The sequence below is a fragment of the Pseudomonas sp. zfem003 genome (assembly GCF_032621675.1).
GTDB lineage: Bacteria > Pseudomonadota > Gammaproteobacteria > Pseudomonadales > Pseudomonadaceae > Metapseudomonas > Metapseudomonas otitidis.
Map to the genome: position 1 here is coordinate 423,636 of NZ_JAVYJG010000004.1, position 26,768 is coordinate 450,403.

General features: G+C 69.1%; 21 protein-coding genes. 17 read left to right on the forward strand and 4 right to left on the reverse strand.

Going from position 1 to position 26,768, the window contains the following annotated elements:
• The first annotated feature begins 6 nt into the window (after positions 1-6).
• Genes RTK35_RS10855 through RTK35_RS10865 form a run of 3 tightly spaced genes read left to right on the forward strand, consistent with a single transcriptional unit; the run spans position 7 to position 2,833 of the window.
• Positions 7-1,104 (forward strand): polyamine ABC transporter substrate-binding protein, encoded by a 1,098-nt coding sequence (locus RTK35_RS10855; RefSeq protein ID WP_316907981.1) that lies wholly within the window; start codon positions 7-9, stop codon positions 1,102-1,104.
• A gap of 45 nt (positions 1,105-1,149) precedes the next feature.
• Complete coding sequence (locus RTK35_RS10860; protein ID WP_044404573.1) at positions 1,150-1,632, forward strand: DUF3237 domain-containing protein; 483 nt, start codon at positions 1,150-1,152, stop codon at positions 1,630-1,632.
• A 40-nt stretch (positions 1,633-1,672) separates the two neighbouring features.
• Positions 1,673-2,833: an MFS transporter gene (locus RTK35_RS10865; RefSeq protein WP_316907982.1), complete on the forward strand. Its 1,161-nt coding sequence runs from the start codon at positions 1,673-1,675 to the stop codon at positions 2,831-2,833.
• A gap of 122 nt (positions 2,834-2,955) precedes the next feature.
• Here RTK35_RS10865 and RTK35_RS10870 read toward each other — a convergent pair whose 3' ends face one another.
• Entirely contained in the window at positions 2,956-4,251 is a 1,296-nt protein-coding gene (locus RTK35_RS10870) for an OprD family porin (RefSeq protein ID WP_316907983.1), read from the reverse strand.
• Positions 4,252-4,550: 299 nt separating this feature from the next.
• On the opposite strand from RTK35_RS10870, the gene mhpT reads away from it, so the two are divergent.
• From mhpT to RTK35_RS10920, 10 genes are all read left to right on the forward strand, one after another.
• Entirely contained in the window at positions 4,551-5,753 is a 1,203-nt protein-coding gene (gene mhpT / locus RTK35_RS10875; RefSeq protein WP_316907984.1) for a 3-(3-hydroxy-phenyl)propionate transporter MhpT, read from the forward strand.
• 161 nt (positions 5,754-5,914) lie between these two features.
• Positions 5,915-6,745, forward strand: a complete 831-nt coding sequence (locus RTK35_RS10880) for a p-hydroxycinnamoyl CoA hydratase/lyase (protein ID WP_074971767.1) — start codon at positions 5,915-5,917, stop codon at positions 6,743-6,745.
• 75 nt (positions 6,746-6,820) lie between these two features.
• A complete protein-coding gene (locus tag RTK35_RS10885) occupies positions 6,821-8,263 on the forward strand; it encodes an aldehyde dehydrogenase (RefSeq protein WP_236210098.1) in 1,443 nt (480 codons plus the stop codon).
• 136 nt (positions 8,264-8,399) lie between these two features.
• Positions 8,400-10,211 carry a feruloyl-CoA synthase gene (locus RTK35_RS10890; protein WP_282887757.1) on the forward strand — a complete coding sequence of 604 codons (1,812 nt, stop codon included), beginning with the start codon at positions 8,400-8,402 and terminating at the stop codon, positions 10,209-10,211.
• A complete protein-coding gene (locus RTK35_RS10895) occupies positions 10,208-11,440 on the forward strand; it encodes a thiolase family protein (RefSeq protein WP_074971764.1) in 1,233 nt (410 codons plus the stop codon). The genes RTK35_RS10890 and RTK35_RS10895 overlap by 4 nt, the downstream gene beginning before the upstream one ends.
• Before the next feature lie 11 nt (positions 11,441-11,451).
• Positions 11,452-13,161 carry an acyl-CoA dehydrogenase gene (locus tag RTK35_RS10900; protein WP_316907985.1) on the forward strand — a complete coding sequence of 570 codons (1,710 nt, stop codon included), beginning with the start codon at positions 11,452-11,454 and terminating at the stop codon, positions 13,159-13,161.
• A 380-nt stretch (positions 13,162-13,541) separates the two neighbouring features.
• Complete coding sequence (locus RTK35_RS10905; protein ID WP_316907986.1) at positions 13,542-15,329, forward strand: sulfatase-like hydrolase/transferase; 1,788 nt, start codon at positions 13,542-13,544, stop codon at positions 15,327-15,329.
• 17 nt (positions 15,330-15,346) lie between these two features.
• On the forward strand, positions 15,347-16,129 hold the full coding sequence (locus tag RTK35_RS10910; RefSeq protein ID WP_172433749.1) for a hypothetical protein: 783 nt from the start codon (positions 15,347-15,349) through the stop codon (positions 16,127-16,129).
• A 25-nt stretch (positions 16,130-16,154) separates the two neighbouring features.
• Positions 16,155-16,808 carry a TetR/AcrR family transcriptional regulator gene (locus tag RTK35_RS10915; protein ID WP_316907987.1) on the forward strand — a complete coding sequence of 218 codons (654 nt, stop codon included), beginning with the start codon at positions 16,155-16,157 and terminating at the stop codon, positions 16,806-16,808.
• 115 nt (positions 16,809-16,923) lie between these two features.
• Positions 16,924-17,604 (forward strand): DUF3313 domain-containing protein, encoded by a 681-nt coding sequence (locus RTK35_RS10920; RefSeq protein ID WP_316907988.1) that lies wholly within the window; start codon positions 16,924-16,926, stop codon positions 17,602-17,604.
• A gap of 50 nt (positions 17,605-17,654) precedes the next feature.
• Here the strand turns inward: RTK35_RS10920 and RTK35_RS10925 are convergent, their stop codons facing one another.
• Positions 17,655-18,530: a LysR substrate-binding domain-containing protein gene (locus tag RTK35_RS10925; RefSeq protein WP_316907989.1), complete on the reverse strand. Its 876-nt coding sequence runs from the start codon at positions 18,528-18,530 to the stop codon at positions 17,655-17,657.
• A 134-nt stretch (positions 18,531-18,664) separates the two neighbouring features.
• Here RTK35_RS10925 and RTK35_RS10930 point away from each other — a divergent pair, with 134 nt between their 5' ends.
• The 4 genes from RTK35_RS10930 to RTK35_RS10945 are packed head-to-tail and all read left to right on the forward strand — an operon-like array spanning position 18,665 to position 22,871.
• Positions 18,665-19,714, forward strand: a complete 1,050-nt coding sequence (locus RTK35_RS10930) for an agmatine/peptidylarginine deiminase (RefSeq protein WP_236214652.1) — start codon at positions 18,665-18,667, stop codon at positions 19,712-19,714.
• A gap of 4 nt (positions 19,715-19,718) precedes the next feature.
• On the forward strand, positions 19,719-20,633 hold the full coding sequence (aguB, locus tag RTK35_RS10935; protein WP_172433745.1) for an N-carbamoylputrescine amidase: 915 nt from the start codon (positions 19,719-19,721) through the stop codon (positions 20,631-20,633).
• Entirely contained in the window at positions 20,630-21,721 is a 1,092-nt protein-coding gene (locus RTK35_RS10940; RefSeq protein ID WP_316907990.1) for an extracellular solute-binding protein, read from the forward strand. The genes aguB and RTK35_RS10940 overlap by 4 nt, the downstream gene beginning before the upstream one ends.
• Before the next feature lie 25 nt (positions 21,722-21,746).
• Positions 21,747-22,871: an agmatine deiminase family protein gene (locus RTK35_RS10945; protein ID WP_316907991.1), complete on the forward strand. Its 1,125-nt coding sequence runs from the start codon at positions 21,747-21,749 to the stop codon at positions 22,869-22,871.
• Positions 22,872-23,072: 201 nt separating this feature from the next.
• Here the strand turns inward: RTK35_RS10945 and RTK35_RS10950 are convergent, their stop codons facing one another.
• Positions 23,073-24,533 carry a PepSY-associated TM helix domain-containing protein gene (locus RTK35_RS10950; RefSeq protein WP_316907992.1) on the reverse strand — a complete coding sequence of 487 codons (1,461 nt, stop codon included), beginning with the start codon at positions 24,531-24,533 and terminating at the stop codon, positions 23,073-23,075.
• 10 nt (positions 24,534-24,543) lie between these two features.
• Positions 24,544-26,715 carry a TonB-dependent receptor gene (locus RTK35_RS10955; RefSeq protein ID WP_316907993.1) on the reverse strand — a complete coding sequence of 724 codons (2,172 nt, stop codon included), beginning with the start codon at positions 26,713-26,715 and terminating at the stop codon, positions 24,544-24,546.
• Positions 26,716-26,768: the final 53 nt, after the last annotated feature.

Sequence of the window (26,768 nt, forward strand, 5' to 3'; positions counted from 1 at the left end):
CTCGCCATGAAACCCTTCCGCATCGCGGCCGCCCTGGCCCTGGCGCTTGCCACCCTGGCCGGCGCCCACGCCGACGAGCGCACCGTGCGCATCTACAACTGGATCGAGTACCTGCCGCCCGACGTGCTCAAGGACTTCCAGAAGGAGACCGGCATCCGCCCGGTGTACGACGTGTTCGACAGCGTCGAGACCCTGGAGTCAAAGCTGCTCACCGGCAACTCCGGCTATGACGTGGTGTTCCCCAGCAGCGCCAACATCGGCAAGCTCATCACCGCCGGCGCCTTCGAACCGCTGGACCGCGCCAAGCTGCCCAACTGGCAGCACCTGGACCCCACCTTCATGACCAGCCTCGAAGCGGTGGGCGATGCCGGCAACCGCTTCACCGTGCCCTACCTCTGGGGCACCACCCTGATCGGCTACAACGTCGACAAGGTGCAGGCGGCCCTGGGGCCGAACGTGGCGATGAACACCTGGGACATCATCTTCAAGCCCGAGAACCTCTCGAAGCTCGCCAGCTGCGGGGTCGGCTTCCTCGATGCCGGCAACGAAATCCTACCCATCGCCTTGCACTACCAAGGGCTGCCGCCCAACAGCGAGGACCGCGGCGACTACAAGAGGGCTGCCGAGGCGCTGCAGGCGATCCGCCCCTACGTCACCTACTTCAACTCCTCGCGCTACGGCATGGACCTGGCCAACGACGAGATCTGCGTCGCCGTCGGCTGGTCCGGCGGGGTGGCGCTGGCGCGCAAGCTGGCCAACGCCGCCGGCAAGGGCGTGAAGGTGACCATGGCGATGCCGAAGGAGGGCGCGCCGATGTGGTCCGACGTGATGGCCGTGGCGGCCAAGGCCCCGCACCCTGATGAGGCCCACGCCTTCATCAATTACATCCTGCGGCCCGAGGTGATCGCCCGCATCAGCGATGCCATCGGCTACCCCAACCCCAACAAGGACGCCACCGCCCTGGTGTCGCCGGAGATCCGCAACGACCCGAACATGTACGTCTCCGACGAGGTGCGCCGGACGCTGTTCCCGCTGGAACCGGTGTCCTCCGCCACCGAGCGGGTGCGTACCCGCACCTGGACGACCGTGAAGACCTCCCACTGACCCCGCCGGCCCGGGGCGACCCGGGCCCCTTGCGAGGAGCGACCCATGCAAGACGACATGAGCGTGCCGGCACCGGCGCTGGAGTGGGTGATGACCCTGGACGTGGCCATCGGCGAACCCCAGACCCTGGGGGAGGCCATCGACGGGCGTCGTGCCAACTACCCGATCCTCGGCGGACATTTCGTCGGCCCGGGCCTGCAGGGCGACGTGCTGCCCGGTGGCGCCGACTTCTACTGCCTGCGTCCGGATGGGGTCGGCGACCTGGACGCCACCTACAGCCTGCGTACCGACCGGGGCGAGCTGATCAACGTGCACAACCGGGGCTTCCTGGTGCTCAGCGAGGAGGGCCGCCGCCGTGAAGACGAGGGCACTTGGCCGTTGCCGGAACACCTCTATCGCTGCACCTGCAGCCCGCGCTTCCAGGTGGCACGGGGCGCGCTCGGCTGGCTCACCGAGGCCGCCTTCATCGGGCGGGTGACCTACCCCGGCGAGGACCGGGTCGTTATCCGCATCTACCGGCTGGACTGACCCGCCCGGGCCTCGCGCCCGCCTTTCAGGATTCGACACCATGATCACGCATCACTCGCGAGCCGCCCGCGCGGCCTGCATCTTCGTGGCCGCCATCGCCATCCTGGTGGTGGGCATCCAGCCGGTCTTCATCGGCCTGATGGCCGAACGCCTCGGCCTCTCGCTGCCCCAGCAGGGCACCCTGATCGCCGTGGAAATGTGTGGCTCGGTAATCGGCACGCTGCTGGTTCCGCTGTTTGCCGCGCGCCTGGGCAATCGCCTGGCTTGCCAGTCCATGGCGGCTGCCCTGGTGCTGTTCAACGCCGCTGCCTGCCTGGCCAACGCCCTGGGGCCGCTGCTGGCGCTGCGGTTGCTGGCCGGAATGGCTTCCGGTGCGCTCTATGCACAGGCGGTGTTCGCCCTGGGGCAGATGCCGGGGCCGGACCGCTCCTTCGGCCTGCTGCTGTTGACGCAGACCCTGGTCTTCGCGCTGATGGCGGCCGTCGTTCCGCAGCTGGCCGAGCACCTCGGAGGCGGGGTTGCCTTGGGGGTGATCACCGGCTGGTTCGCGCTGGCGTGGTGGGCGTGTGGCGTGCTGCCGCGCCAGCTGGAGGTTGGCGAGGCGGTGCTGAGCGGCCCTGCTGCCTGCGGCTCGGCAGCTGTCGGCATCGCCGCGCTGCTGGGCATGCTCTGCCTGCAGTTTTCCATCTACGCGGTGTGGGGATTCGTCGACGGGCTGGCCGGTGAACAGGGGCTGGATGCCGCCCAGGTAGGCTGGGCCGTCAGCCTCGGGCTGCTGGGCGGGCTGCCCGGTGCCGGCCTGCCGAGCCTGCTTGGCCGGCGGGTCGGGCGCTTGCCGATGATCCTCGTCGGCAGCCTCTGCGTTGCGCTGTCCGTGGTGCTGCTGGCCCGTGGCGTCGAACACGCCGCCGGGCTGGCGGGCGTGGTGTTCCTGATGAATTTCGGCTGGGTCCTGGCGCTGACCTACTACATGGCGGCCGTGGTCACCCATGACCCGGACGGGCGCCTGGCGCGCCTGGTCAGCGTGGTGCAGGTGAGTTCGGCTGCCAGCGCACCCACCTTGCTGAGCCTGGCGATGGGCAGCGACGGCCAGGGGCTGATCTTCACCTTCTCCCTGGTGGCGGTGCTGTTCGGCGGTGTGCTGCAGCTGCTCGCGCGCATGGCCCAGCGCCGACCCGCCGGGCGCTTTCTTGCGGATTGATCGGCATGCCGTGCGCCTTGCTGCCAATGCCGCGCCTGGCCGACAGAGGTGCGGCCGCGCCGAGAGCGGGGCAGGGCGCAGGACCGTCGCGGACCGTTGCCGCGACGGTCGGTTGCCGGCGGCTACCAGATCGGCAGCGTGTAGGTCACCAGGAAGCGGGCCTGGTTCTCGTCGCGGAAGGCGGCACCGGTGGGGAAGTCGTTGCGGTAGAAGGACTGCCGCACGCGGAAGCCGACGTTGCGCAGCGGCCCCTCCTGGATCACGTAGCCGGCCTCCCACTGCAGCTCGCGCTCCTTGCGGTCATCGGCGCGCAGGGCCGCCAGCTCGATGTGGTCCCCGCGCACGTAGCGCAACCGTGCGGTCAGCCCCGGCACGCCGGACGCCGCGAAGTCGTAGTCCCAGATCGCCTGCCACATGCGCTCCCGGGCGTTGAAGTAGTCCGAGCTCATGGTCATCTCGCTGATGCCCATCAGCTCGGTGCCGGAGAGGTAGGGCGTGGCGGTGTCGCCGGACTGGTGCGCATAGCCCAGGGTCCAGCGGTGCCCGCCCAGGCCGTAGGCGAACTGCAGGGAGAGGTGGCGGTTGTCCACCTTGCCGGCTTCGGCGCGGCCGTTGTCGTCGCTGAAGAAGGCGCGCACGTCGGTACTCAGGTTGCCGGGGCCCAGGGGCAGCTTGTGCAGCAGGCCGAGGTAGGCCTGGTCGTAGAGGTCGGGGGCTTCCAGGTAATGAGCCTTGAGCGTGAGCGCCGGGCTGACGGCGTAGTCGGCCCCCAGCAGGTTCACGTGGGACGTGGTGGCGCGCCCGTTGAAGCGCCCGTTGGGCGAGGCGATGGACATGGCCTCGTAGTCGGTGGAGTTGCGCTTGGCGATGCGGTCCAGGTAGCCGGCATGCAGGGTCAGGCCCTCCACCTGGCCGGAGGTCAGGTACGCCCCGCGAAAGGTCTGCGGCAGCAGGCGCGAGGGGCTGGAGAGCGCCGAGGGCAGGGCCAGGTTGAGGTCACCGGCCTGCAGCAGGCTCTTGTCGACCTTCACCTTGCCGGTCAGCCCCAGGCGTGCGTACTCGTCGGCGGCGCGGCCGCTGCTGGGGGACACCGGCAGCAGCTCGGTGCCGCTGCGCGAGGGCGAGGAGTCGAGCTTGACCCCCAGCAGCCCGGTGGCATCCAGGCCGAAGCCCACCGGGCCGGGGGTGAAGCCGGACTGGAACTTGAGGATGAAGCCCTGGGCCCACTCGCGGGCTTCGGACTTGGCGCCATCGTCCTGGTAGTCACGGTCCAGGTAGTAGTTGCGCAGGGTCAGGCTGGCGTGGCTGTCGTCGACGAAGCCGTCCGCCAGGGCGGTTCCGGTGGCCAGGCTGAGCAGCAGCGGCGAAAGGTGGCAAAGCGGGTGCGGGCGCTGGGCGCGACCAGGGCGTGCAGGCATGTGCGGAGTCCTTTTGTTGTTCTTGTGGGCATGCGACGGCGCAGGGCCGATCGCGACCGCAGGATGGAAGTGCCGATCCGGCTTATCAATTGGGAGTGGCCGTTAATCGAACATTAAAAAGATTAACTTGTTTGCCTGATTCGTGGTGGCAGGACGCCAAGTCCTTGTCACAAAAGGAAGATCCGTTGCCAGTGGCAGGCGAAGGCTGGGGGCTGTTTTTTTAGTTTTGTTTGTTAATCTTCTGAAGCCGGACGACGGCCTGTCGTCCCTTCACAAGAACAATAAAAGCGAGGCCTTCCATGCACGCCACTACCGGCCGCTCGCGGCTGACTATCCTGCTGTGCTTCATCGTCGCCCTGATCGAAGGGCTTGACCTGCAATCCGCCGGCATCGCCGCTGCCGGCATCCGCGCCGCCTTCAACCTGGACCCGAAAATGATGGGCTGGATGTTCAGCGCCAGCATCATCGGCCTGCTGCCCGGGGCCTTCCTCGGTGGCTGCATCGCCGACCGCATCGGCCGCAAGAAGGTGCTGGTGGCGGCGGTGGTGCTGTTCGGCATCTTCTCCCTGTGGACCGCCTACGCCGGCAGCCTGACCGGACTCCTGGCGGCGCGCTTCCTGACCGGGCTGGGCCTGGGCGCGGCGCTGCCGAACCTGATCGCGCTGTGCGCCGAAGCCGTAGAGGAGCGCCAGCGCAGCACCGCCATCAGCATCATGTACTGCGGCGTGCCCCTGGGCGGGGCGGTTGCGGCCCTGGTGGGCATGCTGGCCGGCGAAGCCTGGCAGTGGGTGTTCATCGTCGGGGGCGTCGCGCCCCTGGTCATCGCCCCGCTGATGCTGCTGATGCTGCCCGAGTCCGCCGCCTTCCATCAGCAGCGCGACCAGGGCGGCGCGGTGCGGCCGTCCACCGTCGAGGCGCTCTGCGGCGACGGTCGCACGCGCATCACCCTGTCCCTCTGGGTCAGCTACTTCTTCACCCTCACGGTGATGTACATGCTGCTCAACTGGCTGCCTTCGCTGCTGCTGGAGCTTGGCTTCAGCAAGCCCCAGGCAGGCATGGTGCAGATGGTCTTCAACGTCGGCGGGGCCCTGGGCTCGCTGATGGGCGGCGTGCTGCTGGACCGCTTCCGCCGCACGCCGGTGGTGCTGTCCATCTACACCGGCCTGTTGCTGGCCCTGGCCGGCATCGGCTTCTCCGGCAGCGTCGCGAGCATGGCGGCGGCAGGCTTCGCCGCAGGTGTCTTCGTGATGGCTGCGCAGCTGGTGCTCTACGCCCTGGCGCCGGCCTACTACCCGACCCAGGTCCGGGCCACCGGGGTCGGGGCGGCGGTGGCCATCGGCCGGCTGGGCTCGGTAAGCGGGCCCCTGGCCGCCGGGCAGATCCTCGCCGCCGGCGCCGGTACGGCCGGCGTACTGATGGCCGCAGCGCCCGGCTTGCTGGTGGCGGCGCTGGTGGTGGTGGCCCTTGGCAGCCGTGCCGGAAGGCCGCTGGCTTCGGCTTGAATTCGTGTGTTCTGGGCTGGTTTGGTTACGCAGGCTAATCAGTGGTCGGGTGCCGACCCGCTCTGGTTCGCTGATCGCACAGTGCGAATTAATCGTTAATTGACATAACTAAATTGCCGGCATACCTTGAGGCCATTCCAAAACAAGAGCAGGTACGCGACATGAGCAACTACGAGAACCGCTGGCAGACCGTGAAAGTCGACGTGGAGGAGGGCATCGGCTGGGTGACCCTCAACCGCCCCGAGAAGCGCAACGCGATGAGCCCGACGCTGAACCGCGAGATGGTCGACGTGCTCGAAACCCTGGAGCAGGACCCGGACGTGGGCGTGCTGGTGCTGACCGGCGCGGGCGAGTCCTGGACGGCCGGCATGGACCTGAAGGAATACTTCCGCGAAGTGGACGCCGGCCCCGAGATCCTCCAGGAGAAGATCCGCCGCGAAGCCTCGCAATGGCAGTGGAAGCTGCTGCGCATGTACGCCAAGCCCACCATCGCCATGGTCAACGGCTGGTGCTTCGGCGGTGGCTTCAGCCCGCTGGTGGCCTGCGACCTGGCCATCTGCGCCGACGAGGCGACCTTCGGCCTGTCGGAAATCAACTGGGGCATCCCCCCGGGCAACCTGGTGAGCAAGGCCATGGCCGACACCGTGGGCCACCGCCAGTCGCTGTACTACATCATGACCGGCAAGACCTTCGATGGCCGCAAGGCCGCCGAGATGGGCCTGGTGAACGAGAGCGTGCCGCTGGCCCAGCTGCGCGAGACCACCATCGAGCTGGCGCGCAACCTGCTGGACAAGAACCCGGTGGTGATGCGTGCCGCAAAGAATGGCTTCAAGCGTTGCCGCGAGCTGACCTGGGAGCAGAACGAGGATTACCTCTACGCCAAGCTCGACCAGTCCCGCCTGCTGGACAAGGAAGGCGGCCGCGAGCAGGGCATGAAGCAGTTCCTCGACGACAAGAGCATCAAGCCCGGCCTGCAAGCCTACAAGCGCTGACAGCGCGCGCTCCGGGGGCGTTCGCCTGGTTCGCCAGGCACCGTCCCCGCAGAACAATCACAACAGGAGCAGATCATGTTCGACGTGCCTTTGCTGATCGCCGGCCGTACCCGTCCTGCCGCCACCGGCGCGGTGTTCGAGCGCCACAGTCCCTTCACCGGTGAAGTCGTCAGCCGCGTGGCCGCCGCCACCCTGGAAGACGCCGATGCCGCCGTGGCCGCCGCCCAGGCTGCCTTCCCGGCCTGGGCCGCCCTCGGTCCCGCCGAGCGCCGGGCGCGCCTGCTGGAGGCGGCCCGCCTGCTGGAGGCCAACCGCGAGCGCTTCATGGCGATGGCCGTGGAAACCGGCGCCACCGCCGACTGGTACGGCTTCAACGTGAAGCTGGCCGCCAACATGCTGCGCGATGCCGCCGGCATGACCACCCAGATCAAGGGCGAAGTGATCCCCTCCGACGTACCGGGCAGCTTCGCCATGGCCCTGCGCCAACCCTGCGGCGTGGTGCTGGGCATCGCGCCCTGGAACGCGCCGATCATCCTCGCCACCCGTGCCCTGGCCATGCCCCTGGCCTGTGGCAACACCGTGGTGCTCAAGGCCTCGGAGAACAGCCCGGCGGTGCACGCACTGATCGGCGAGGTGCTGCAGCAGGCAGGCCTGGGCGATGGCGTGGTCAACGTCATCAGCAATGCCCCGGCAGACGCTGCCGCCATCGTCGAGCGGCTGGTGGCCAACCCGGCGGTGCGCCGCGTCAACTTCACCGGCTCCACCCATGTCGGCCGCATCATCGGCCAGCTCGCCGCGCGCCACCTGAAGCCGGCGGTGCTGGAACTGGGCGGCAAGGCACCGCTGCTGGTGCTGGACGACGCGGACCTGGACCAGGCCGTGGCCGCCTCGGCCTTCGGCGCCTACTTCAACCAGGGGCAGATCTGCATGTCCACCGAGCGGCTGGTGGTGGACGCGCGCATTGCCGACGACTTCGCCGCGCGCCTGGCGAGCAAGGTCGGCACCCTCAAGGCCGGCTTGCCCGGCGAGGCGGTGCTCGGCTCGCTGATCGATGCTCAGGCGGGCGCACGCATCATGGCCCTGGTGCGGGACGCCCTCGACAAGGGTGCGGTCCTGCTGGCCGGTGGCGAATGCAGCGGCAGCGTGATGCAGCCGGTGCTGCTGGACCGGGTCACCCCGGCCATGCGCCTGTACCGCGAGGAATCCTTCGGCCCGGTGGCGGTGATCCTGCGCGGGCAGGGTGACGAGGAGCTGCTGCGCCTGGCCAATGACTCGGAGTTCGGCCTGTCGGCGGCGATCTTCAGTCGCGATGTGTCCCGTGCCCTGGCGCTGGCCCAGCGCGTGGAGTCGGGCATCTGCCACATCAACGGCCCGACCGTGCATGACGAGGCGCCCATGCCCTTCGGCGGGGTGAAGTCCAGCGGCTACGGCAGCTTCGGTTCCAGCGCGAGCATCGAGCAGTTCACCCAGTTGCGCTGGGTGACGGTGCAGAACGGCCCGCGCCACTACCCCATCTGAGCGGCACGAACTGAATACGCCGGGCCCTGCCCGGTATCGCACCGCGCCCGCCGTCCGGGCGCGGTCGGAGGTGATAACAGTGAACAATGAATCCTCCGTCCAGCCCGCCGCCCGCTACCGGCCGGTGTCCCTGGGCATGCCCGACGTGCGCATCGAGGCGCGCGCCGGCAACCTCTACCTCAACCCCCGCGAAGCGCTGCAGCCGCTCCCCGGGCGCCTGCTGGACCGCCTGCTGCACTGGGCCGAAGTGCGCGGCGAGCAGACCTTCGTGGCCCGCCGCGACGCCCAGGGCGCCTGGCAGGCCATCAGCTACCGCGACATGCTCGGGCGCATCCGCCGCATCGCCGCGCACCTGCTGGACTACGGGCTGAGCCCGGCGCGGCCGCTGGTGATCCTCTCCGGCAACGACCTGGAGCACCTGCAGCTGGCCCTGGCGGCCTACTACATCGGCGTGCCGTACTGCCCTGTGTCGCCGGCCTATTCGCTGGTAGCCCGTGATTTCGCCAAGCTGCAGCACATCGTCGACCTGCTGCAGCCCGGCCTGGTGATGGCGGCGGATGGCGACGCCTTCGCCCGCGCCATCGAGGCGGTGGTGCCGGCCGAGGTGCCCCTGCTGCTGGTGCAGGGCGACGTGGCGGGGCGCCCGCAGCAGCGCTTCGATGCGTTGCTGGCCCCCCGCGACCCGGCGGCTGCCGACGCCGCCTTCGCCCGCACCGGGCCCGACACCATCGCCAAGTTCCTCTTCACCAGCGGCTCCACCAAGCTGCCCAAGGCCGTGGTCACCACCCAGCGCATGCTCTGCGCCAACCAGCAGATGCTGCTGCAGACCTTCCCGGTGTTCGGCGAGGCACCGCCGGTGCTGGTGGACTGGCTGCCGTGGAACCACACCTTCGGCGGCAGCCACAACGTCGGCATCGTCCTCTACAACGGCGGCAGCCTGTACCTGGACGACGGCCGCCCGACGCCCCAGCTGTTCGGCGAGACCCTGCGCAACCTGCGGGAAATCTCCCCCACCGCCTACCTCACCGTGCCCAAGGGCTGGGAAGAGCTGGTGGAGGCCTTGGAGCGGGACGCCGAGCTGCGCGAGCGCTTCTTCGCCCGCATCACGCTGTTCTTCTTCGCTGGTGCCGGCCTCAGCCAGCCGGTGTGGAACCGCCTGGACCGCATCGCCGAGCAGCACTGCGGCGAGCGTATCCGCATGATGGCCGGCCTGGGCATGACCGAGACCGCGCCGTCCTGCACCTTCACCACCGGGCCGCTGTCCCTGGCCGGCTACGTCGGCCTGCCGGCGCCGGGCTGCGAAGTGAAGCTGGCGCCGGTGGACGGCAAGCTGGAGGCGCGCTTCCGTGGCCCCCACGTGATGCCCGGCTACTGGCGCCAGGACGAGCTGAATCAAGAGGCTTTCGACGAGGAGGGCTTCTACCGCTCCGGCGATGCCCTGCGCTTCGCCGACGCCGAGCGACCGGAGTGGGGGCTGATGTTCGATGGCCGCATCGCCGAGGACTTCAAGCTCAGCACCGGCGTCTTCGTCAGCGTCGGGCCGCTGCGCACCCGCGTCATCCTCCAGGGCGCGCCCTACGTGCAGGACGTGGTGGTCACCGGGCCGGACCGCCAGCGCATCGGCCTGCTGGTGTTCCCCAACCTGCCGGCCTGCCGCGAACTGGCCGGGCTCGGGCCCGAGGCCAGCGTCGAGGCGGTGCTGGCCGCGCCTGCGCTGAAGGCCTGGCTGGCCGGCTTGCTGGCTGCCCTCAACCGCGAGGCCACCGGCCTGGCGTCGCACATCGCCTGGGCCTGCCCGATGGTGGAGCCGCCGAGCCTGGATGCCGGGGAGATCACCGACAAGGGCTCGCTCAACCAGCGGGCCGTGCTCGGCCGCCGCGCCGAGCTGATCGACCGGCTCTACGACGATCCCGCGCGCCACTGCGTGCTGGCGGAGGCGGGCGCATGAAAGGCCAGTTCGAGCTGTTCCGCGAAGTGGCGCTGCTGGCCGGCGCCCGCACGCCCTGGGTCGACTATTGCGGGCCGCTGGCCCAGGTTTCGCCCATCGACCTCGGTATCCACGTCGCCCGTGCCGTATTGGCGCGGGCCGGCGTGGCGGGCGGGCAGGTGGACAGTGTGCTGGCCGGCAGCATGGCCCAGGCCAGCTTCGACGCCTACATGCTGCCCCGGCACATCGGGCTCTATGCCGGCGTGCCGTTGGAGGTGCCGGCCCTGGCGGTGCAGCGGATCTGCGGGACCGGCCTGGAGCTGCTGCGTCAGGCCGGCAACCAGCTGGAGCGCGACAGCGCACGGCTGGCGTTGTGCGTGGCCACCGAGTCCATGTCGCGCAACCCCATTGCCAGCTACGAGCACCGGGGCGGATTTCGCCTCGGCGCACCGGTGGGCTTCAGGGATTTCCTCTGGGAAGCGCTGCTGGACCCGGCCATCGGCCAGACCATGATCGACACCGCGCAGAACCTCGCCCAGCGCTACGGCCTGCGCCGTGAAGAGGTGGACGCCTTCGCCCTCGGCAGCTTCCGCAAGGCCCTGGCGGCCCAGGCAAGCGGCTGGTTCGACGCCGAGATCGCCCCCGTCGAGCGGGCCCGTTTCGAGCTGCCGGGCTATCAACCCCGCGCCCTGGACCTGCCGCGCAAGGTCACCCGGCTCAGTCACGACAGCCACCCCCGCGAGACCAGCCTGGACGCCCTCGCGGCACTCTCGCCGGTCAGCCCCGGATCGGTACAGACCGCCGGCAACAGCTGTGCCCTGGTGGACGGTGCCGCCGCCATGCTGGTGGGTGACGCCCGGGGTGCCAAGGCGCCATTGGCGTTGCTGCGGGCCAGCGCCGTGGTCGGGGTGCCGCCGGAGATCATGGGCATCGGCCCCGCGCCGGCCATCCGCCTGCTGCTGGAGGGGGCCGGCCTGACGCTGGACGCCATCGACAGCCTGGAGATCAACGAAGCCCAGGGCGCCCAGGTGCTGGCCGTGCAGCGCGAGCTGGAGCTGGACCCGGAGCGCCTCAACCGCCACGGCGGCGCCATCGCCCTGGGGCACCCCCTGGCCGCCACCGGCCTGCGCCTGGCCCACAGCGTCGCCCGCCAACTGGCCGTGCGCGGTACCCGCTACGGCATCGCCGCCGCCTGCATCGGCGGCGGACAGGGCATGGCCCTGCTGCTGGAAAACCCCGCCCCTCGCTGAAGGATTCGCCCATGACGCACTACCGTGCCCCGCTGGATGACATGCAATTCGTCATCGAACACTGGCTGGACGCCGAACAGGACTGGGCACGGCTGCCGGCCTTCGCCGAGCTGGACCATGCCCTGGCCGCCCAGGTGCTGGAGCAGGCCGCGCGCTTTGCCGAGGACCGCCTGGCACCGCTGAACACCCCCGGCGATCGTCAGGGATGCCGGCTGGAGAACGGCCGGGTGCTCACCCCGGACGGCTTCGCCGACGCCTACCGCGCCTTCGTCGAGGGCGGCTGGCCATCGCTCGCCTGCGACCCGGAATGGGGCGGGCAGGGCCTGCCGCAGCTGCTCAACGTCGGCCTGCTGGAGATGCTCTACGCCACCAACCACGCCTGGGCGATGTACCCGGGCATCGCCCACGGCGCCTACGAAGTGCTGCGGCGCTTCGCCAGCGCGGAACTCCAGGCCGCCTGGCTGCCGGCCCTGGTGAGCGGCCGTTGCGTGCCCACCATGTGCCTCACCGAGCCCCAGGCCGGCAGCGACGTGGGGCTGCTGCGTTGCCGTGCCGAACCGGCGGAGGCAGGCAGCTACCGCCTGCATGGCAGCAAGCTGTTCATTTCCGGGGGCGATCACGACCTGGGCGACGCCATCCTCCACCTGGTGCTGGCGCGCCTGCCCGATGCGCCCGCCGGCACCCGCGGCATCTCGCTGTTCCTGGTGCCCCGGGAGCTGGACGGGCAGGCCAATGGCGTGTGCTGCGACGGCCTCGAACACAAGCTCGGCATCCGTGGCAGTGCCACCTGCAGCCTGCGTTTCGACGGTGCCCGGGGGTGGTTGCTGGGCGAGCCGAACCAGGGGCTGGCGGCGATGTTCGTGATGATGAATGGCGCGCGGCTGCACGTGGGGTTGCAGGGGCTCGGGCATGCCGAGTTCGCCCGCCAGCAGGCCGGCGCCTATGCCGCCGAGCGCCGGCAGATGCGCGCGGTGCCGCGCCCGCCCGGAGCCAGCGGCGAGGCCGATCCCATTGCCGCACACCCGGCCATGCAGCGCATCCTCCGGACCCTGGAGGCGCACAGCCAGGGCATGCGCATGCTGGGCTACTGGGCGGCACATCTGCTGGACATCGCCGAGCAGGCGCCGGAGGCCTCCCGCCGGGCGGAGGCCCACGCCCTGGCATCCCTGCTGACGCCGGTGGTCAAGGCCTGGTTCACCGAGCAGGGCTTCCAGCTTGCCAGCCAGGCGTTGCAAGTGTTCGGCGGCTACGGTTACTGCACCGAATACCCCATCGAGCAGACCCTGCGGGACAGCCGCATTGCGCTGATCTACGAGGGCACCAACGAGATCCAGGCCAACGACCTGCTGCTGCGCAAGCTGCTGCCGGACGATGCGCCAGGCCTGGCTGTGCTGGTGGCCTGCATCCGCGCAGAGTGCCAGCGGGCCGAAGGCACCGCCCTGCACGATGAAGGGATGGCGGTGGCGCAACTGATGGCCGGCTGGCAGGCCGCGCTGGCCACATTGCGCGAGGCCCAGGCGAGTGAGCCGCAGCGCCCCTACGAGGCCGCCACCGACCTGCTGCAGGTGACCGCCTTGCTGCTGCTGGGCCATGCCTGGCTGCGTGCCGCACGGGTCAGCCGCGAGCGCAGCCTCGGGACTGCGCGGGAAGCCACCGCGCGCTTCTTCTTCCGTCGCCTGTTCCCCGAGGCGCAGTACCGGTTGCGCCTGGCCCTCGCTTGATCGCGCGCCCTGGCCTTCGGGCTGGGGCTTCGCTTCAGGTGACGATCAGCGGCAACGTGTGCATGCCCCGGCGAGCAATGGCTCGCCTGCTGTGCGTTGAGAAAGTTCCTACCGTTCATCTCCTATTTTCTACCGATTGTCGGGTCTTTCGCCATCAAGGTGCTACCAGTTGGCAGAGGGCTTCCTACACTTTTTTTCAATCAGAACGCGGACTTGGCACCTACTTTCCGATGCCTTGGAAAAGCGTCAAACAACCGTATGACGAGGGCCAGGAGGGATTGCTCGATTCTTGAAGTGAACTAAAACTCCAAAATGACAATTCGTACAGTTCGGCGCGTAAATCGACGTCGGACATTAACCAGTTGGCTGGGAGAAGAATCGTGGCGATCGACAAGCAAGACGAGGAGCAGGAGGAGGGGGGAGTTTCCCGGCGGCTGTTCCTGGGCATGGCGGGGGTGACCCTGGCAGCCTCGGTGCTGCCCAACGCGGCACAGGCCGCCAGCACCCCAGCGCCTGGCGCGAAGGCGGCAGCGGTGGGCAAGCGTGCCGGTAGCCCGAACGTGCTGTTCATCTTCACCGACCAGGAGCGCTTCTCCCGCACGCTGCACGAAGACCTGGCCCTCAGCGGCCATCAGCGCCTGATGGATAGCGGCACCACCTTCCACAACCACTACAGCTCGGCGGTGATGTGCACCAGCTCGCGCGCGGTGCTGATGACCGGCCTGCAGACCGCCGACAACGGCATGTTCGAGAACGTCGACATGCCCTACGTGAAGTCGCTCTCCACCGGCATCCCGACCATCGGCCACATGCTGCGCAAGCACGGCTACTACACGGCCTACAAAGGCAAGTGGCACCTCAATTCCGCCTTCGACCCGGAGACCCCGGAGCGCCTGTTCACCCCCGAGATGGATGCCTACGGCTTCTCCGACTACGCCTGGCCCGGCGACGTGCTGACCCACACCCTGGGCGGCTACCAGAACGACCACATGATCGCCGGCAGCGCCATCTCCTGGCTGCGTGGCACCGGCAAGGCGCTGGCCGACGAGGGCAAGCCCTGGTCGCTGTTCGTCAGCCTGGTGAACCCCCACGACATCATGTACTTCAACACCGACCACGGCGCCGAGCAGGTGCAGGACAACGGCAAGCTGTTGATGCCGGCGGCCCGCGCCCCGAAGCACCCGGCATACGAGAAGCGCTGGTCCCTGCCGCTGGCCGCTACCCGCTACCAGAGCCTGACCGAGGCCGGCCGGCCCAAGGCCCATGGCGAGTTCGACCGCGCCTGGGGCTACACCCTGGGCCACATCCCCAGCGAGGACGCCCGCTGGCGGCGCTTCAACGACTTCTACTACAACTCCCTGGTGTCGGTGGACAGCCAGCTCAACCGCCTGCTCGACGAGCTGGACCAGTTGGGCCTGGACCAGAACACCCTCGTCATCTTCACCTCCGACCACGGCGAAATGGGCGGCGCCCATGGCCTGCGTGGAAAGGGCCCGTTCGCCTACGAGGAGTCCGTCCACGTCCCGATGATCGTCCGCCACCCGGATGTGCGGGGCGGGCAGCGCTGCCTGTCGCTGACCAGCCACCTCGACCTGGTGCCTTCGGTGCTCTCACTGTGTGGGGTCGAGGCGGGCAAGGTGGCCGACGTCGCCGGTCGCGACCTGCCGGGGCGCGACATTTCCCGCGCGCTGAACAACGTCCAGGCGAGCGGGCTGCACACCGTGCGTGAGCAGATCCTCTTCACCTACAGCGGCATCGCCACCAACGACAGCGAGCTGATCCGCATCGTCTCCGAGGGCCGCACACGGGGTGTGCCGCCCAACGTGGCGATGCAAGAGGCCGGCTACCGCCCCGACATGAAGAAGCGCGGCAGCCTGCGCACGGTGTTCGACGGGCGCCACAAGTTCACCCGCTACTTCGCGCCGGTGGAGCGCAACACGCCCACCACACTGGAGGCCCTGCGGCGCTGGAACGAGCTGGAGCTGTTCGACCTCGCGGCCGACCCGCTGGAGAAGACCAACCTCGCCGCCTCGGCGGACAGCGCACTGCTGATGTCGCTCAACGCCAAGCTCAACACCGTGATGGCGGCCGAATTCGGCGCCGACGACGGCCGCGAGATGCCCGACTTCAAGGGCATCGACTGGGCCATCTCCAGCATCGACCTCTGACCGCCAGGAGCCTGCAGATGGACGCACGCCATGTTTTCGCCCTCGCCACCCTGCTGCTGGGTGGCGCGATCACCAGCGTTCCCACCCAGGCGGCCGACCGCGCTGATCCCGATGCCTGGGCGGTGAAGATCAACCCCTATCTCTGGGCCACCCGCATGCACGGCAGCACCCGGATCCGCGACCTGCCCGAGGCCCAGGTGGACATGAGCTTCTCCGACATCCTCAACACCCTGGATGCCGGCTTCATGGGGGCCATGGAGTTCCAGAAGGGGCGCTGGGGCATCCTCGTCGACAGCCTGTACATGAAGACCTCCGACTCGGTGGGCGTCGCCTCACCCGGCGGGCGCGCCAGGGTGGATGCCGACATGACCACCAGCCAGCTGATGCTCTCTAGTGCGCTGGCCTACAGATGGCTAGACTCGCCAGTCGTTTCGGACGGCTTCGTCGGCATTCGCTACAACCGCATCAAGGCGTCCCTCGACCTGGATGCCTCGGTCTTCGGTGCCACGGCCGAGCTGGACCACACCCAAAGCGTCGACTGGGTCGAGCCCTTCATCGGCCTGCGCGGGCGCGTTCCGCTCACCCGCGAGGTGGCGGTGGTGGCCAGTGGCGATGTCGGCGGGTTCGGGCTCGGGTCGGACCTCACCACCCAGGCATCGCTGGGGCTGTCCTGGATGCTGAGCGACCAGTTCGAGGCGGAAATGGGGTTCCGCTACATGAAGGTCGACTACGACAAGGGCGATTTCGTCTACGACATGGAGAACGAGGGCCCCTACCTCGGGATGTCCTATCACTTCTAGGAGGCTTTGATGCATCAGGTGGCACGTGCCTGATCACCGCACCAAGGTGGGCGCCGAGCGCCGCCAGCGTACCCGTCGCAAGTTGGTCATCACGGCGTTCCGCCTGCTGGCGGAGCGGGGCGTCGACGAGCCGATCATCGACCTGGTGATCCGCCAGGCGGAACTGTCGAGAGGCACCTTCTACAACCACTTCCGCTCGGAGCGGGAGCTGTTCCTGGCGGTGGCGGCAGAGGTGAGCGTGGAGATCATCGGCTCGGTCGACCCGATCGTGCTCCGCCACGACAACCCGGCTGTGCGCGTGGCCTGTGGCGTGACCTTGTGCGTGAAGCTGGCGCGGCGCTACCCGGTCATTGCCGCGTTCCTCGCCAAGGGTGGTGCCCAGGCGGTGTTCGCCGGTGGCAGTGCCATGGCGGTGATCGGGCGCGAAGTGCTCAGCGGTCGCGAGCAGGGGTTGTTCACGGTGCAGGAGACGTCGCTGGCGATCGACCTGGTGCTCGGTCCGGTGCTCTGCACCTTTGGCACGTTGCTGCAGCGGGAGATCGACGAGGCCTACATCCGGGCGCTGGCCAGAAGCATTCTCCTGGCGCTGGGGCTGGAGCCGCAGCTGGCCGAACAGGCCAGTGGGATCGACTTCGGTGAGCCCGAGCCCGCAGCGGATTCGATTTTCCGGGAGCTGTAGTCGGTTCCCGGCTGTTCTTGACGCAGGTTTCAACGATTTGGGGCCCGGCCATGGCAAGGGTGCCGGCATCCGTACGCCCCGAGAACGATGATTTCACCCCTGGAGGAACACCCGCATGAACCCGATCCGCACGCTGCTCCCCGTTGTCCTCGCCGTGGGTGTCGCCCTCGGTGGCTGCACCAGCAAGACCGTGAGCCAGGACCAGTATTCCGGCTTCCTCTCCAGCTACGAAGGCCTTGAGCCGACCCGCTCCGCCTCCGGTGTGCCGGTGATGCGCTGGGTGGACCCCGGCTTCGACCTGTCCCGCTACGACAGCCTGGTGCTGCAACCGCTGGGCTTCTACCCGCAACCCAAGCCCGATGCCCGCATCGACCAGGCCACCCTGGATGCCGTGCTGGCCCGTGCCAACCAGCAGATGGCCGCCGTCCTGGGTCAGCGCCTGCGCCTGGTCCGCCCCGAGCAGGCCGGCCCGCGCACCCTGGTGTTCCGTGGCGCCATCACCGGCGTCGCCGCCGCGAACCAGGGCCTGCGCCCCTACGAGGTGCTGCCGATCGCCCTGGTGCTGGGCGGCGCCATGGCCGCCACCGGCGAGCGCGACCAGAACACCGAGCTGTACCTGGAAGGCGAGCTGGTGGAGAACACCACCGGCAAGTCGGTGCTGCGGGTGGTGCGCAAGGGCTTCGGCAAGACCCTGAGCAACGACCGGCAGAGGGTCACCGCCGCCGACCTGGCCCCGGTGATCGACCAGCTCACCCGCGACGCCCTGCAGTTCCAGACGGCCAAGGCCGCGCCGTAAGGCTGTATGCCTGCCGGTTTCCCAGCGGTGCCGGCAGGCTGCTCAGCGCCTCAATCCGCGACGCCGGCCGCAGCCTCCAGGCGCGCCAGCAGCCAGTCGCAGAAGCTGCGGGTGAGGGCATCGCCCTCGCTGTCGCGATGCACCAGCCAGCTCCAGTTCGGGCCGCGTACTTCACGCGCCGACAGCGCCACCAGCAGGCCCTGTTCGCGCACCCGGGCCGACAGCAGCCGGCTCACCAGGGCAATGCCCAGGCCCTGGCTGGCCGCGTCCAGCAGCAGGCCGGGGTCGGAGAAGTTCAGGCCCTGGCTCTGTTGCCCCACGTCCTCACCGCCTTGTACCTGCCAGTGACTCCAATCCATTTCCCGTTCGCCGTGCAGGGTGGTGCGTGCGGCTGCGGGCGTGGCCAGCAGTTCGGGGTGGCAGGCCGGCTGCAAGCGGTCTTCCAGCAGTACGCGGAAGCTGCATTCGGCCTGGGCGCTGAGGTCGTCGCGCACGGCGATGTCGATGGTCTGGGTGGCCATGTCCGGGGTTTCGTCGGTGGTCAGCAGCCAGAGGTCCACCTCGGGGTGGTTTCGGTGGAAGTCCGCCAGGTTCGGTACCAGCCAATGGCGGGCGAAGGCCGGCGTGGTGTTCACCACCAGCTGGTTGGGCTTGCGGTACTGGTCCAGCCGGCGGATGCCCACGGCCAGTTGCTGAAGCATCGACTGGGTGGTGCTGAGCAGGTCCAGGCCGGCATCGGTGAGGGCCACGCTGCGCCCGTTGCGGAAGAACAGCGGCTGCTCCAGGTAGCTTTCCAGGCTGCGGATCTGCTGGCTGATGGCCGACTGGGTCAGGTGCAACTCATCCGCCGCCTTGTGGAAGCTGCCCAGCCGCGCGGCGGCTTCGAAACCCCGCAGGGCGTTCAGGGGAGGCCAGTGCTTGAGCATGATTGATAAGCCTGTCTAATCAGAAATACGGAAAAAGCATCGTTTGTTGGCCCGAATCATCGGGCCTAGCATGCAGCCCATCACCGCGGCCACGGTTTTCAGTGATAACAAATCTTTAACTGAAGGCACTTTGTATGCAAATCGACGATGCACGCGACGGCTGGTTCATGCCGGCGGAATGGGCGCCCCACGCCGCCACCTGGATGGCGTTTCCCCACAACCAGGCGCTCTGGGAGCACGGCTGGGGCGTGACCCTGGCGGACGTCCAGGATGACTTCGTCCGGGTGGCCAACGCCATTGCCCGCTTCGAACCGGTGAAGCTGGTGGTGGACCCGTCCGCCGTGGAGCGGGCGCGGGCGTTGTGCGGGCCGAATGTGGAGCTGGTGGTGATGGCCATCGACGACAGCTGGTGCCGCGATTCCGGCCCGAGCTTCGTGCTGCACCCGCGCCTGGGCGCCGCCGGCGTCAGCTGGCGCTTCAATGCCTGGGGCGGCAAGTCGGCCCATGGCCTGGACGCCACCCTGGGGGCGCGCATCCTGGCGGACCTGGGCCTGGACTGCCTCCATGCGCCGCTGGTGAACGAAGGCGGTGCGATCCATGTGGACGGGCAGGGCACGCTGATCACCACCGAGTCGGTGCTGCTCAACGCCAACCGCAACCCCGGCGTGAGCAAGGCCGAGATGGAGGCGCTGTTCGCCCGCCTGCTGGGGGTGCGCAAGACCATCTGGCTGCCGGGCGACCCGGACCACGTCACCGGCGACATGACCGACGGCCACGTGGACGGCGTCTGTGCCTTCGCCAGGCCCGGCGCGCTGCTGGTGGACGCCACCCGCGACAGCGGCTCGGTGTACGCCGACGTGGTGCGGGAGAACCGCCGTGCGCTGGAGCTGGCCACCGATGCCCGGGGCCGTCGTTTCGAGATGCTGGAGCTTTTCGAGGCCACCGATGCGGTGGACACCGAGGCCGAGGTGTTCTGCGCCTCCTACACCAACTTCTACATCGCCAACGGCGCCATCATCATGCCGGCCTACGGCATTGCTGCAGACGACGAAGCGGCCGCCACGCTGCGCCTGGCGTTCCCCGGCCGCGAAGTGGTGCCGGTGCGCATCAACCACTTGGCCCATGGCGGCGGCGGTGTGCACTGCATCACCCAGCAGCAGCCGGCCTGGCCGTTGGAGGGTTGAGCCGATGAGTCTTCTCACCGTCGCCACCACCCAGTTCGCCTGCAGCTGGGACCTGGCGCGCAACCTGGACCGGGCCGAAGCGCTGGTGCGCGAAGCGGCCGCCCAGGGCGCCCGGCTGATCCTGCTGCAGGAGCTGTTCGCCACCCCGTACTTCTGCATCGAGCAGGACCACCGCCACCTGGCCCTGGCCCAGGAATACGGACGCAGCCCGATCCTCGCGCGCTTCGCCGACCTTGCCCGGGAGCTGGGCGTGGTGCTGCCGCTGAGCTGGTTCGAGCGGGCCGGCAACGCCTACTTCAACGCCCTCAGCGTGGCCGATGCCGACGGCCGCCTGCTGGGCGTCTACCGCAAGACCCATATCCCCAACGCCATCGGCTACCAGGAGAAGGAGTACTTCAGCCCCGGCGACACGGGCTTCCGCGTCTGGGATACCGCCTATGGGCGCATCGGCACCGGCATCTGCTGGGACCAGTGGTTCCCCGAGACCGCGCGCTGCCTGGCGCTGATGGGCGCCGAGGTGCTGCTGTTCCCCACTGCCATCGGCTCCGAGCCGGGGGCGGCCGGGCTGGACTCCCGCGACCACTGGCAGCTGACCCAGCGTGGCCACGCAGCCGCCAACATCCTCCCGGTGATCGCCGCCAACCGCGTCGGCGAGGAAGTGGCCGGCAGCGACGCCGACCTGCGCATGCGGTTCTACGGCTCGTCCTTCATCACCGACCACAAGGGCCGCCTGCTGGCCGAGGCAGACCGTGAATCCGAAGGCGTGTGGGTGCAGGCGCTGGACCTCCCGGCCATGGCCGAGGAGCGCCTCACCTGGGGCGTCTACCGCGACCGCCGGCCGGAGATGTACCGCCCGCTGCTGGGGCTGGACGGGCGTCACACCCACTGCCACTGGCACCCCACGGAGGCCGGCCGATGAACATGGGCAGATCCCTGCTGGTCCTGGCCCTCGGGCTCGGCCTGGGCAGCGCGCACGCCGAGGAGAAGCTGCTGCGCCTCTACAACTGGGCGGACTACTTCGCCCCCGACACCCTGGAGGCCTTCACCCGCGAGACCGGCATCCGCGTCATCTACGACGTGATGGACAGCAGCGAGACGCTGGAAGCCAAGATGATGTCCGGCCACAGCGGCTACGACCTGATCTTCCCCGGCGACACCGTGGCCGAGCGGTTGATGCGCGCCGGTGCGCTGCAGCCGCTGGACCCGGCCAGGCTGGAGCACCTGGACGAGATCGAGCCCGGCCTGAAGACGTTGCAGACCCGCTACCCGTACTCGCGCCACGCCACCGTGCCCTACACCTGGGGCACCATCGGCCTCACCTACAACCAGGCGCAGATCGATGCGCGCCTGCCCGGTGCGCCGGTCAACAGCCTGGACATGCTGTTCAAGCCCGAGCTGGCCGCGCGCTTCGCCGATTGCGGCATCTCCCTCATCGACTCCCCCGACGAGGTGCTGGCGGTGGTGCTCAACTACCTGGGGCATGACCCGCGCAGCGCCCGGCCGGAGGACCTGGCCGAGGCCGTGACGCTGCTCAAGGGCATCAAGCCCTACATCCGCAAGTTCCAGTCGCAGCCGGTCACCCAGCTGGTCAACGGCGATATCTGCCTGTCCCTCGGCTACAGCGGCGACATGACCCAGGCCCAGCGCAGCGCCGACGAAGCCGGCAAGGCCGTGCGCTTCCAGTACCGGGTGCCCCGCGAAGGCACCACGGTGTGGATGGACACCATGGCCATTCCCGCCGACGCCGTGCACCCGGAGTACGCCTACGCGCTGATCAACTTCCTCATGCGTCCCGAGCGCATGGCGGCCATCAGCAACGCCACCGGCTACCCGACCTCCAGCGCGGCGGCGCGGCCGCTGGTGGCCGAGGACATGCGCAACAACCCGGACATCTACGTCGACGCGGCCACCTACGAGCGGCTGATTCCCGGCAAGGACATCCCCCAGCGGGACATGCGCGCGCGGATGCGTGCCTGGACCACCTTCAAGACCGCCCGGTCCCAGTGACCGCCCGTTGAACGGAGCACGTGCAATGACGACACGACGCGATTTCATGAAACACATTATGGTGGCCAGCGGGCTCGGTGCCGCGGCCACCCTGGGCCTGGGGCTCGGCGCGGCGCGGGTGCCGGCGGCGCTGGCCGCCAGCTGGTACATGCCCGGCGAGCACCACCGCCAGGAGCGGGTGATCATCGCCTACGCCGCATCCTCCGCCATCTGGGAGGACTGGGCCGGCGCGGTGAACGCCACCCTGGGCAAGCTGGCCCGCACCATTGCCAAGTACCAGCCGGTCACCGTGCTGCATCGCCCCGGCCAACTGGCCCAGGCGCGCAGTGCCTGCGGCACGGTCAACGTCGAGTACCTGCCGGTGGCACTGGATGACGTGTGGGTGCGCGACTACGGCGGTTGCTTCGTAACGGACGGCGCCGGCGGCCTGGGGCTGGTGGACTTCAACTTCAACGGCTGGGGGCGCAAGCAGGCGGCCGGCAACGACACCCGCGTCGCCGACCTTCTCAGCGAGGAGATGGAGGCCAGCTACCTGCGCAGCGCGCTGGTGGGCGAGGGCGGCGGTATCGAAGTGGACGGCGCCGGCACGGCGATCCTCACCGAGAGCTGCTGGATCAACGGCAACCGCAACCCGGGGCTGGGCAAGGCACAGATCGAAGCGGAGCTGAAGGCCAACCTCGGGCTGCGCAAGATCATCTGGCTGCCCGGCATCAAGGACAAGGACATCACCGACGCCCACGTGGACTTCTACGCGCGCTTCGTGGAGCCGGGCGTGGTCATCGCCAACCTGGACAACGACCCGAAGTCCTACGACTACGCGGTGACCCGCCGCCACCTGGAGATCCTCAAGGCGGCCACCGACGCCGATGGCCGTCGCCTGGTGGTGCACACGCTGCCGCCGCCGCTGAAGGTGCGCAGCAATGTGTACACCCAGGGCAACCCGGACTTCGCCCCCGGCTACATCAACTTCCTGCTGCTCAACGGCGCGGTGATCGCCCCGCAGTTCGGCGATGCGGCGGCGGACGCCTACTGCAAGTCGCTGCTGACCCGGCTCTACCCGGGGCGGGTGGTGGAGCAGTTGAACATCGACCCGATCGCCGCCGGGGGCGGTGGCATCCACTGCGTGACCAAGCATCTGCCGCAGGTCTGAGGACAGGTGCAACCCGGCGTGATGGCCGGGTGCTACCCACAGAAACGGTGGATGACTCTGTGGATAAGCAGTTGACCGACGACCTCGGCGCCCGGCAGGCGGGGCCTGTGCCGGGCTGGTGGTTTTCTGAACGGTGGATGTGCACAACGTTACGGGGCGGGGAGCCCGTGCGCGCCGGGTTGCACCGGCGCGCACGGTGTTTCAGCGCCTGCGCCGCCGTGGGCGCAGGCGGCGCCAACCGATCACCACGCCGCTGAGGCAGATCGCCAGGCCACCGAGGCTGAAGCCGATCACCAGCGCCTCGCGCAGCAGGGGACGCTCCAGCAGCGGGGACCAGTCCCAGCTGTGCAGCAGGTTGAACAGCCAGCGGCCGGCCCGGCGGTTGCCGTCCAGCACGTCCAGCACCGCGCCGGTGTGCGGGTCCAGGTGGACCCAGCTGTGGCCGTCGTCCTCGAACCGGAGCCGCAGCATCGGCAGGCGGCGGGGTTGGCCGCCGTACATGCTGGCGTTGCCCCGGGCGTAGTAGTACGCGTCGTAGTGCTGCAGCCATTCGGTGTGGGCCACCGGGATCGGTGCAGCCGCTTCCAGGGTCGCCTGGGGCAGCCGTTCCAGCGCCGGACCGGTGCCGTCCAGCGGCAGCACGCGGCTGTTGCCCTGGGCATCCAGCGCGCTGAGGTAGGCATGCCCGCCGAGCATCCGCCATTCCAGCTCCACCGGTGCGAGGCCCGATTGCTCCAGGCGCTGCAGGGCGCTCGCCAGGTCGCCATGCAGTGTCGCCGCGCTGAGCGGGGCGCCCTGGAAGACTGCCGGCGTCAAGGTCGAGCGGCCTTCGGTGAGGTGCCAGGGGCGCATGGACATCAGCCCGCTGAAGATCCACAGCACCAGCAGGGTGCCGAACAGCAGCCCGCTGATGTGGTGCCAGCGGCCGAACCCCGAGGGGTAGGGCGAGCGCGAGCCGCTGCGGTAGGGCTTGGAGAAGCGCCAGCGCAGCAACCCGACCACCATGCCCAGCAGGGCCATCAGCGTGGCGGCGAGGGCGAGGTAGATGACGATGTTCGACCAGGCGCCATCCAGCCATCCACCGCGCAGCGGGTACAGCCAGTGCAGCCAGGCCCCGAGCAGGTTCCAGGCGCGCTCGTGGGCGCTGGCGTCGCGCACTACTTCACCGGTGCGCGAGGACAGGTAGAGCTGGGTGCCGGCGGCATCGCGCAGTTGCACGCGGTGCAGGGGCCGGTCCGCGTCGAGGGCGCGGCTGTGGCTCCAGAGGTCTTCCTCGACCAGGCCGAGGTGGTCCGCCTCGGCGCCGCCGAAGTGCCGGGCGATGCCCAGCGCTTCGGTGGAGCCGACCCCGTCCAGCACCTGGCCGCTGCGGGCGTCCACCGCGCGGTTGCCGCTGGCGTAGCCGAGCAGGTAGCGCGGCTGGCCCGCCACCTGGGCCAGGCGCAGGCTGCGCGGCGCCTCGCCGCCGGCCGCCTGCAGGGCCTGGGCCGGCGACACGCAGCCGGTACAGGCCAGCGGCGCCTGGTGCTGCAGGCGCTCGGCCTGGGTCAGCTTGGGGTAGCCGACGTAGAGCATGACGATGCCGGAGACGAACCACAGCGCCATGAACAGGCACAGCGCGATGCCCAGCCAGCGGTGCCAGAGGTAGAGGTGGCGTTTCATCACGGCCGCCTCAGAAACGCAGGTCCAGCGCTACTTCGAGGCTGCGCGGCTCACCCAGGTAGTACTGCGCGTTGCTCTGGTGGATGAAGCGTGCGTAGACCTCGTCGGTCAGGTTGCGCAGCCGCGCGCTGACCTTGGTGTTGGCGTCCAGCTGGTGCTCCACGAAGGCGCCGTAGAGGGTGTAGGAGGGCACCCACTGGGTGTTGGCGTTGTTGGCGTACACCGCCGACACGTAGCGCGCGTCCACGCCGGTGCGCCAGCCCTGCACCGGCTCCCAGGTGAGCCAGAGGTTGGCCAGGCGGTCGGGGATGTTCACTGGGGTCTTGCCCTTGCGCGAGACGTTGACGCCGCCGACGGTCTCGTTGAAGTCGTCGAAGCGGGCGTCCACCCAGGAGAAGTTACCTTCCAGGGTCCACTGCGGGGTGAAGCGGTAGGAGGCCGCCAGTTCCACGCCGTCGGAGGTCTGCTGGCCGGCCTGGACGGTGCCGTTGGGGTTGTTGACGTCGCTGATGGGGAAGTCCTTGCGGACGATCCGGTAGGCGGCGACGGTGGCGCTGCCACGGCCTTCGTCGAAGTCCAGCTTGCTGCCCACTTCCAGTTGCTTGCCGGTGCTCAGGTCGTAGTCGCGCACCTGGGTGAAGGAGGCGCCGGTGAGGGTGCCGCCCGGCGGCTCGGCCGAGGTGCTGTATTGCACATAGAGGTTGGCGTCGGAGGTGAACTGCCAGACCAGCCCGGCACGCCCGGTGATGGCGTCCCAGCGGCGCTCGAAGGAGGACGGCGCGTTGGCGCTGACGGCACCGTGGTTGGTGGCGTCCAGCTCGATGTGGTCGTAGCGCAGGGCGGTGATCAGCGAGAGGCTGTCGGTCAGCTGCTGGCGGTTCTCGGCGAAGCCGGAGGTGGTACGCACCTCGTTGCTGCGGGCCTTGACCAGCCCGCTGGCCATGCCGGGGATGTCGTCGAAGCTGCCGGGGTCGGGGTTGCCCGGGGTGACGATGTCGACGGTGCCGCTGCTGGAGCGCGGGTAGACGCTCTGCTGGTTGACGCTGTAGTCGAGGCCGAAGGCCCAGTCGCTGACGCGGCCGAACAGCTCGCCCTTGTGCAGCAGCTCCAGGCGGTTGCCGTTGAGCTCCTGGTCGTGGCGCTGCAGGTAGGCGCTGCTGCGGGCGATGTTGCCGGCGGCGTTGTACTTGTAGACCTCGAGGTTGCGGTAATCGCGCTGGCCTTCGTAGTGGTAGAAGGTGTTGCGCAGGCTGGTGGCGTCATCCACCTGGTAGTCGGTGATGGAGCGCAGCCAGCGGGTGCGTTGCTCGTAGCGGCCGTCGTCGACGTTGTAGTTGCTGAAGCGGTCGTGGCGGTCGATCTTCAGCTCGCCGGTGCGGTTGGCGTTGAGCGTCGGTGCGCCCCAGTAGGGGCTGTCTTCCTTCTCTTCCAGGTACTCCACCGCCAGGGTGTGGGAGAGGCGGTCGGTGAGGTCGCTGAGCAGGGAGAAGGCGACGTTGCTGGCGCCGCGCTCCTGGCGGTCGATGTAGCCGTTGCTGTCGTTGCGGCTGAAGTCCAGGCGCGCGTAATGACGCGGGCCGGGGCCGTCGTTGAGGGCACGGTTGATGCCGATGGAGGTTTCCCGGTCATCGAAGCGGGCGTAGCGGATGCGCGCTTCGCCGCTGTCCTCACGGCTGGCCAGGCGGGTGATGTAGTTGAGGCTGCCGCCCACCGAGCCGCTGCCGTGGAGGAAGGAGGAGGGGCCGCCGACCAGCTCGACGCGGTCGTAGATCCAGGCGTCCACCGGGCGGTTGGCGGCGCTGTACTGCAGGCTGATGCCGTTGAACAGCTGGTTGACCTGGGCGCCGTTGAAGCCGCGGTAGGCGACGTAGCCGCCCCAGCCGGGCGGGGCGGAGGCGTTGACGCCGGGCAGGGCGTTGGCCACGTCGAGGAAGTTGCGCGCGCCGATGCGGTCGATCTTCTCGCGGTCGGCCACGGCCACCGAGGCGGGGTTCTCCCGCAGGCTCAGGCCCAGGCGCGAGGTGCCGGGGGACTGGCTGTCCAGGTCCAGGCCGGGTTGCTTCTCACGGTCGGCGTTGACGGTGCTGGTGGGCAGTTCGAGGGCGTCGTGCTTGTTTTCAGCGGCGTAGGCGAGGTTGCAGGCGCAGATCGCCAGCGCCAGGCAGGTGTACTTCGGAGTCATGGAGGCTCTTTCCTTGCAAGCGTGCAGCAGCGGGCCGGCGCGTCAGGCGCCGG

Bases quoted from the DNA above. Each gene is read 5' to 3' on its own strand.
- RTK35_RS10900 (WP_316907985.1), top strand. From the start codon at position 11,452: ATGACGCACTACCGTGCCCCGCTGGATGACATGCAATTCGTCATCGAA.
- RTK35_RS10945 (WP_316907991.1), top strand. From the start codon at position 21,747: ATGACGACACGACGCGATTTCATGAAACACATTATGGTGGCCAGCGGG.
- RTK35_RS10860 (WP_044404573.1), top strand. From the start codon at position 1,150: ATGCAAGACGACATGAGCGTGCCGGCACCGGCGCTGGAGTGGGTGATG.
- RTK35_RS10870 (WP_316907983.1), bottom strand. From the start codon at position 4,251: ATGCCTGCACGCCCTGGTCGCGCCCAGCGCCCGCACCCGCTTTGCCAC.
- RTK35_RS10885 (WP_236210098.1), top strand. From the start codon at position 6,821: ATGTTCGACGTGCCTTTGCTGATCGCCGGCCGTACCCGTCCTGCCGCC.
- RTK35_RS10895 (WP_074971764.1), top strand. From the start codon at position 10,208: ATGAAAGGCCAGTTCGAGCTGTTCCGCGAAGTGGCGCTGCTGGCCGGC.
- RTK35_RS10855 (WP_316907981.1), top strand. From the start codon at position 7: ATGAAACCCTTCCGCATCGCGGCCGCCCTGGCCCTGGCGCTTGCCACC.
- RTK35_RS10955 (WP_316907993.1), bottom strand. From the start codon at position 26,715: ATGACTCCGAAGTACACCTGCCTGGCGCTGGCGATCTGCGCCTGCAAC.
- mhpT (WP_316907984.1), top strand. From the start codon at position 4,551: ATGCACGCCACTACCGGCCGCTCGCGGCTGACTATCCTGCTGTGCTTC.
- RTK35_RS10865 (WP_316907982.1), top strand. From the start codon at position 1,673: ATGATCACGCATCACTCGCGAGCCGCCCGCGCGGCCTGCATCTTCGTG.
- RTK35_RS10940 (WP_316907990.1), top strand. From the start codon at position 20,630: ATGAACATGGGCAGATCCCTGCTGGTCCTGGCCCTCGGGCTCGGCCTG.
- aguB (WP_172433745.1), top strand. From the start codon at position 19,719: ATGAGTCTTCTCACCGTCGCCACCACCCAGTTCGCCTGCAGCTGGGAC.
- RTK35_RS10920 (WP_316907988.1), top strand. From the start codon at position 16,924: ATGAACCCGATCCGCACGCTGCTCCCCGTTGTCCTCGCCGTGGGTGTC.
- RTK35_RS10925 (WP_316907989.1), bottom strand. From the start codon at position 18,530: ATGCTCAAGCACTGGCCTCCCCTGAACGCCCTGCGGGGTTTCGAAGCC.
- RTK35_RS10890 (WP_282887757.1), top strand. From the start codon at position 8,400: ATGCCCGACGTGCGCATCGAGGCGCGCGCCGGCAACCTCTACCTCAAC.
- RTK35_RS10880 (WP_074971767.1), top strand. From the start codon at position 5,915: ATGAGCAACTACGAGAACCGCTGGCAGACCGTGAAAGTCGACGTGGAG.
- RTK35_RS10930 (WP_236214652.1), top strand. From the start codon at position 18,665: ATGCAAATCGACGATGCACGCGACGGCTGGTTCATGCCGGCGGAATGG.
- RTK35_RS10910 (WP_172433749.1), top strand. From the start codon at position 15,347: ATGGACGCACGCCATGTTTTCGCCCTCGCCACCCTGCTGCTGGGTGGC.
- RTK35_RS10950 (WP_316907992.1), bottom strand. From the start codon at position 24,533: ATGAAACGCCACCTCTACCTCTGGCACCGCTGGCTGGGCATCGCGCTG.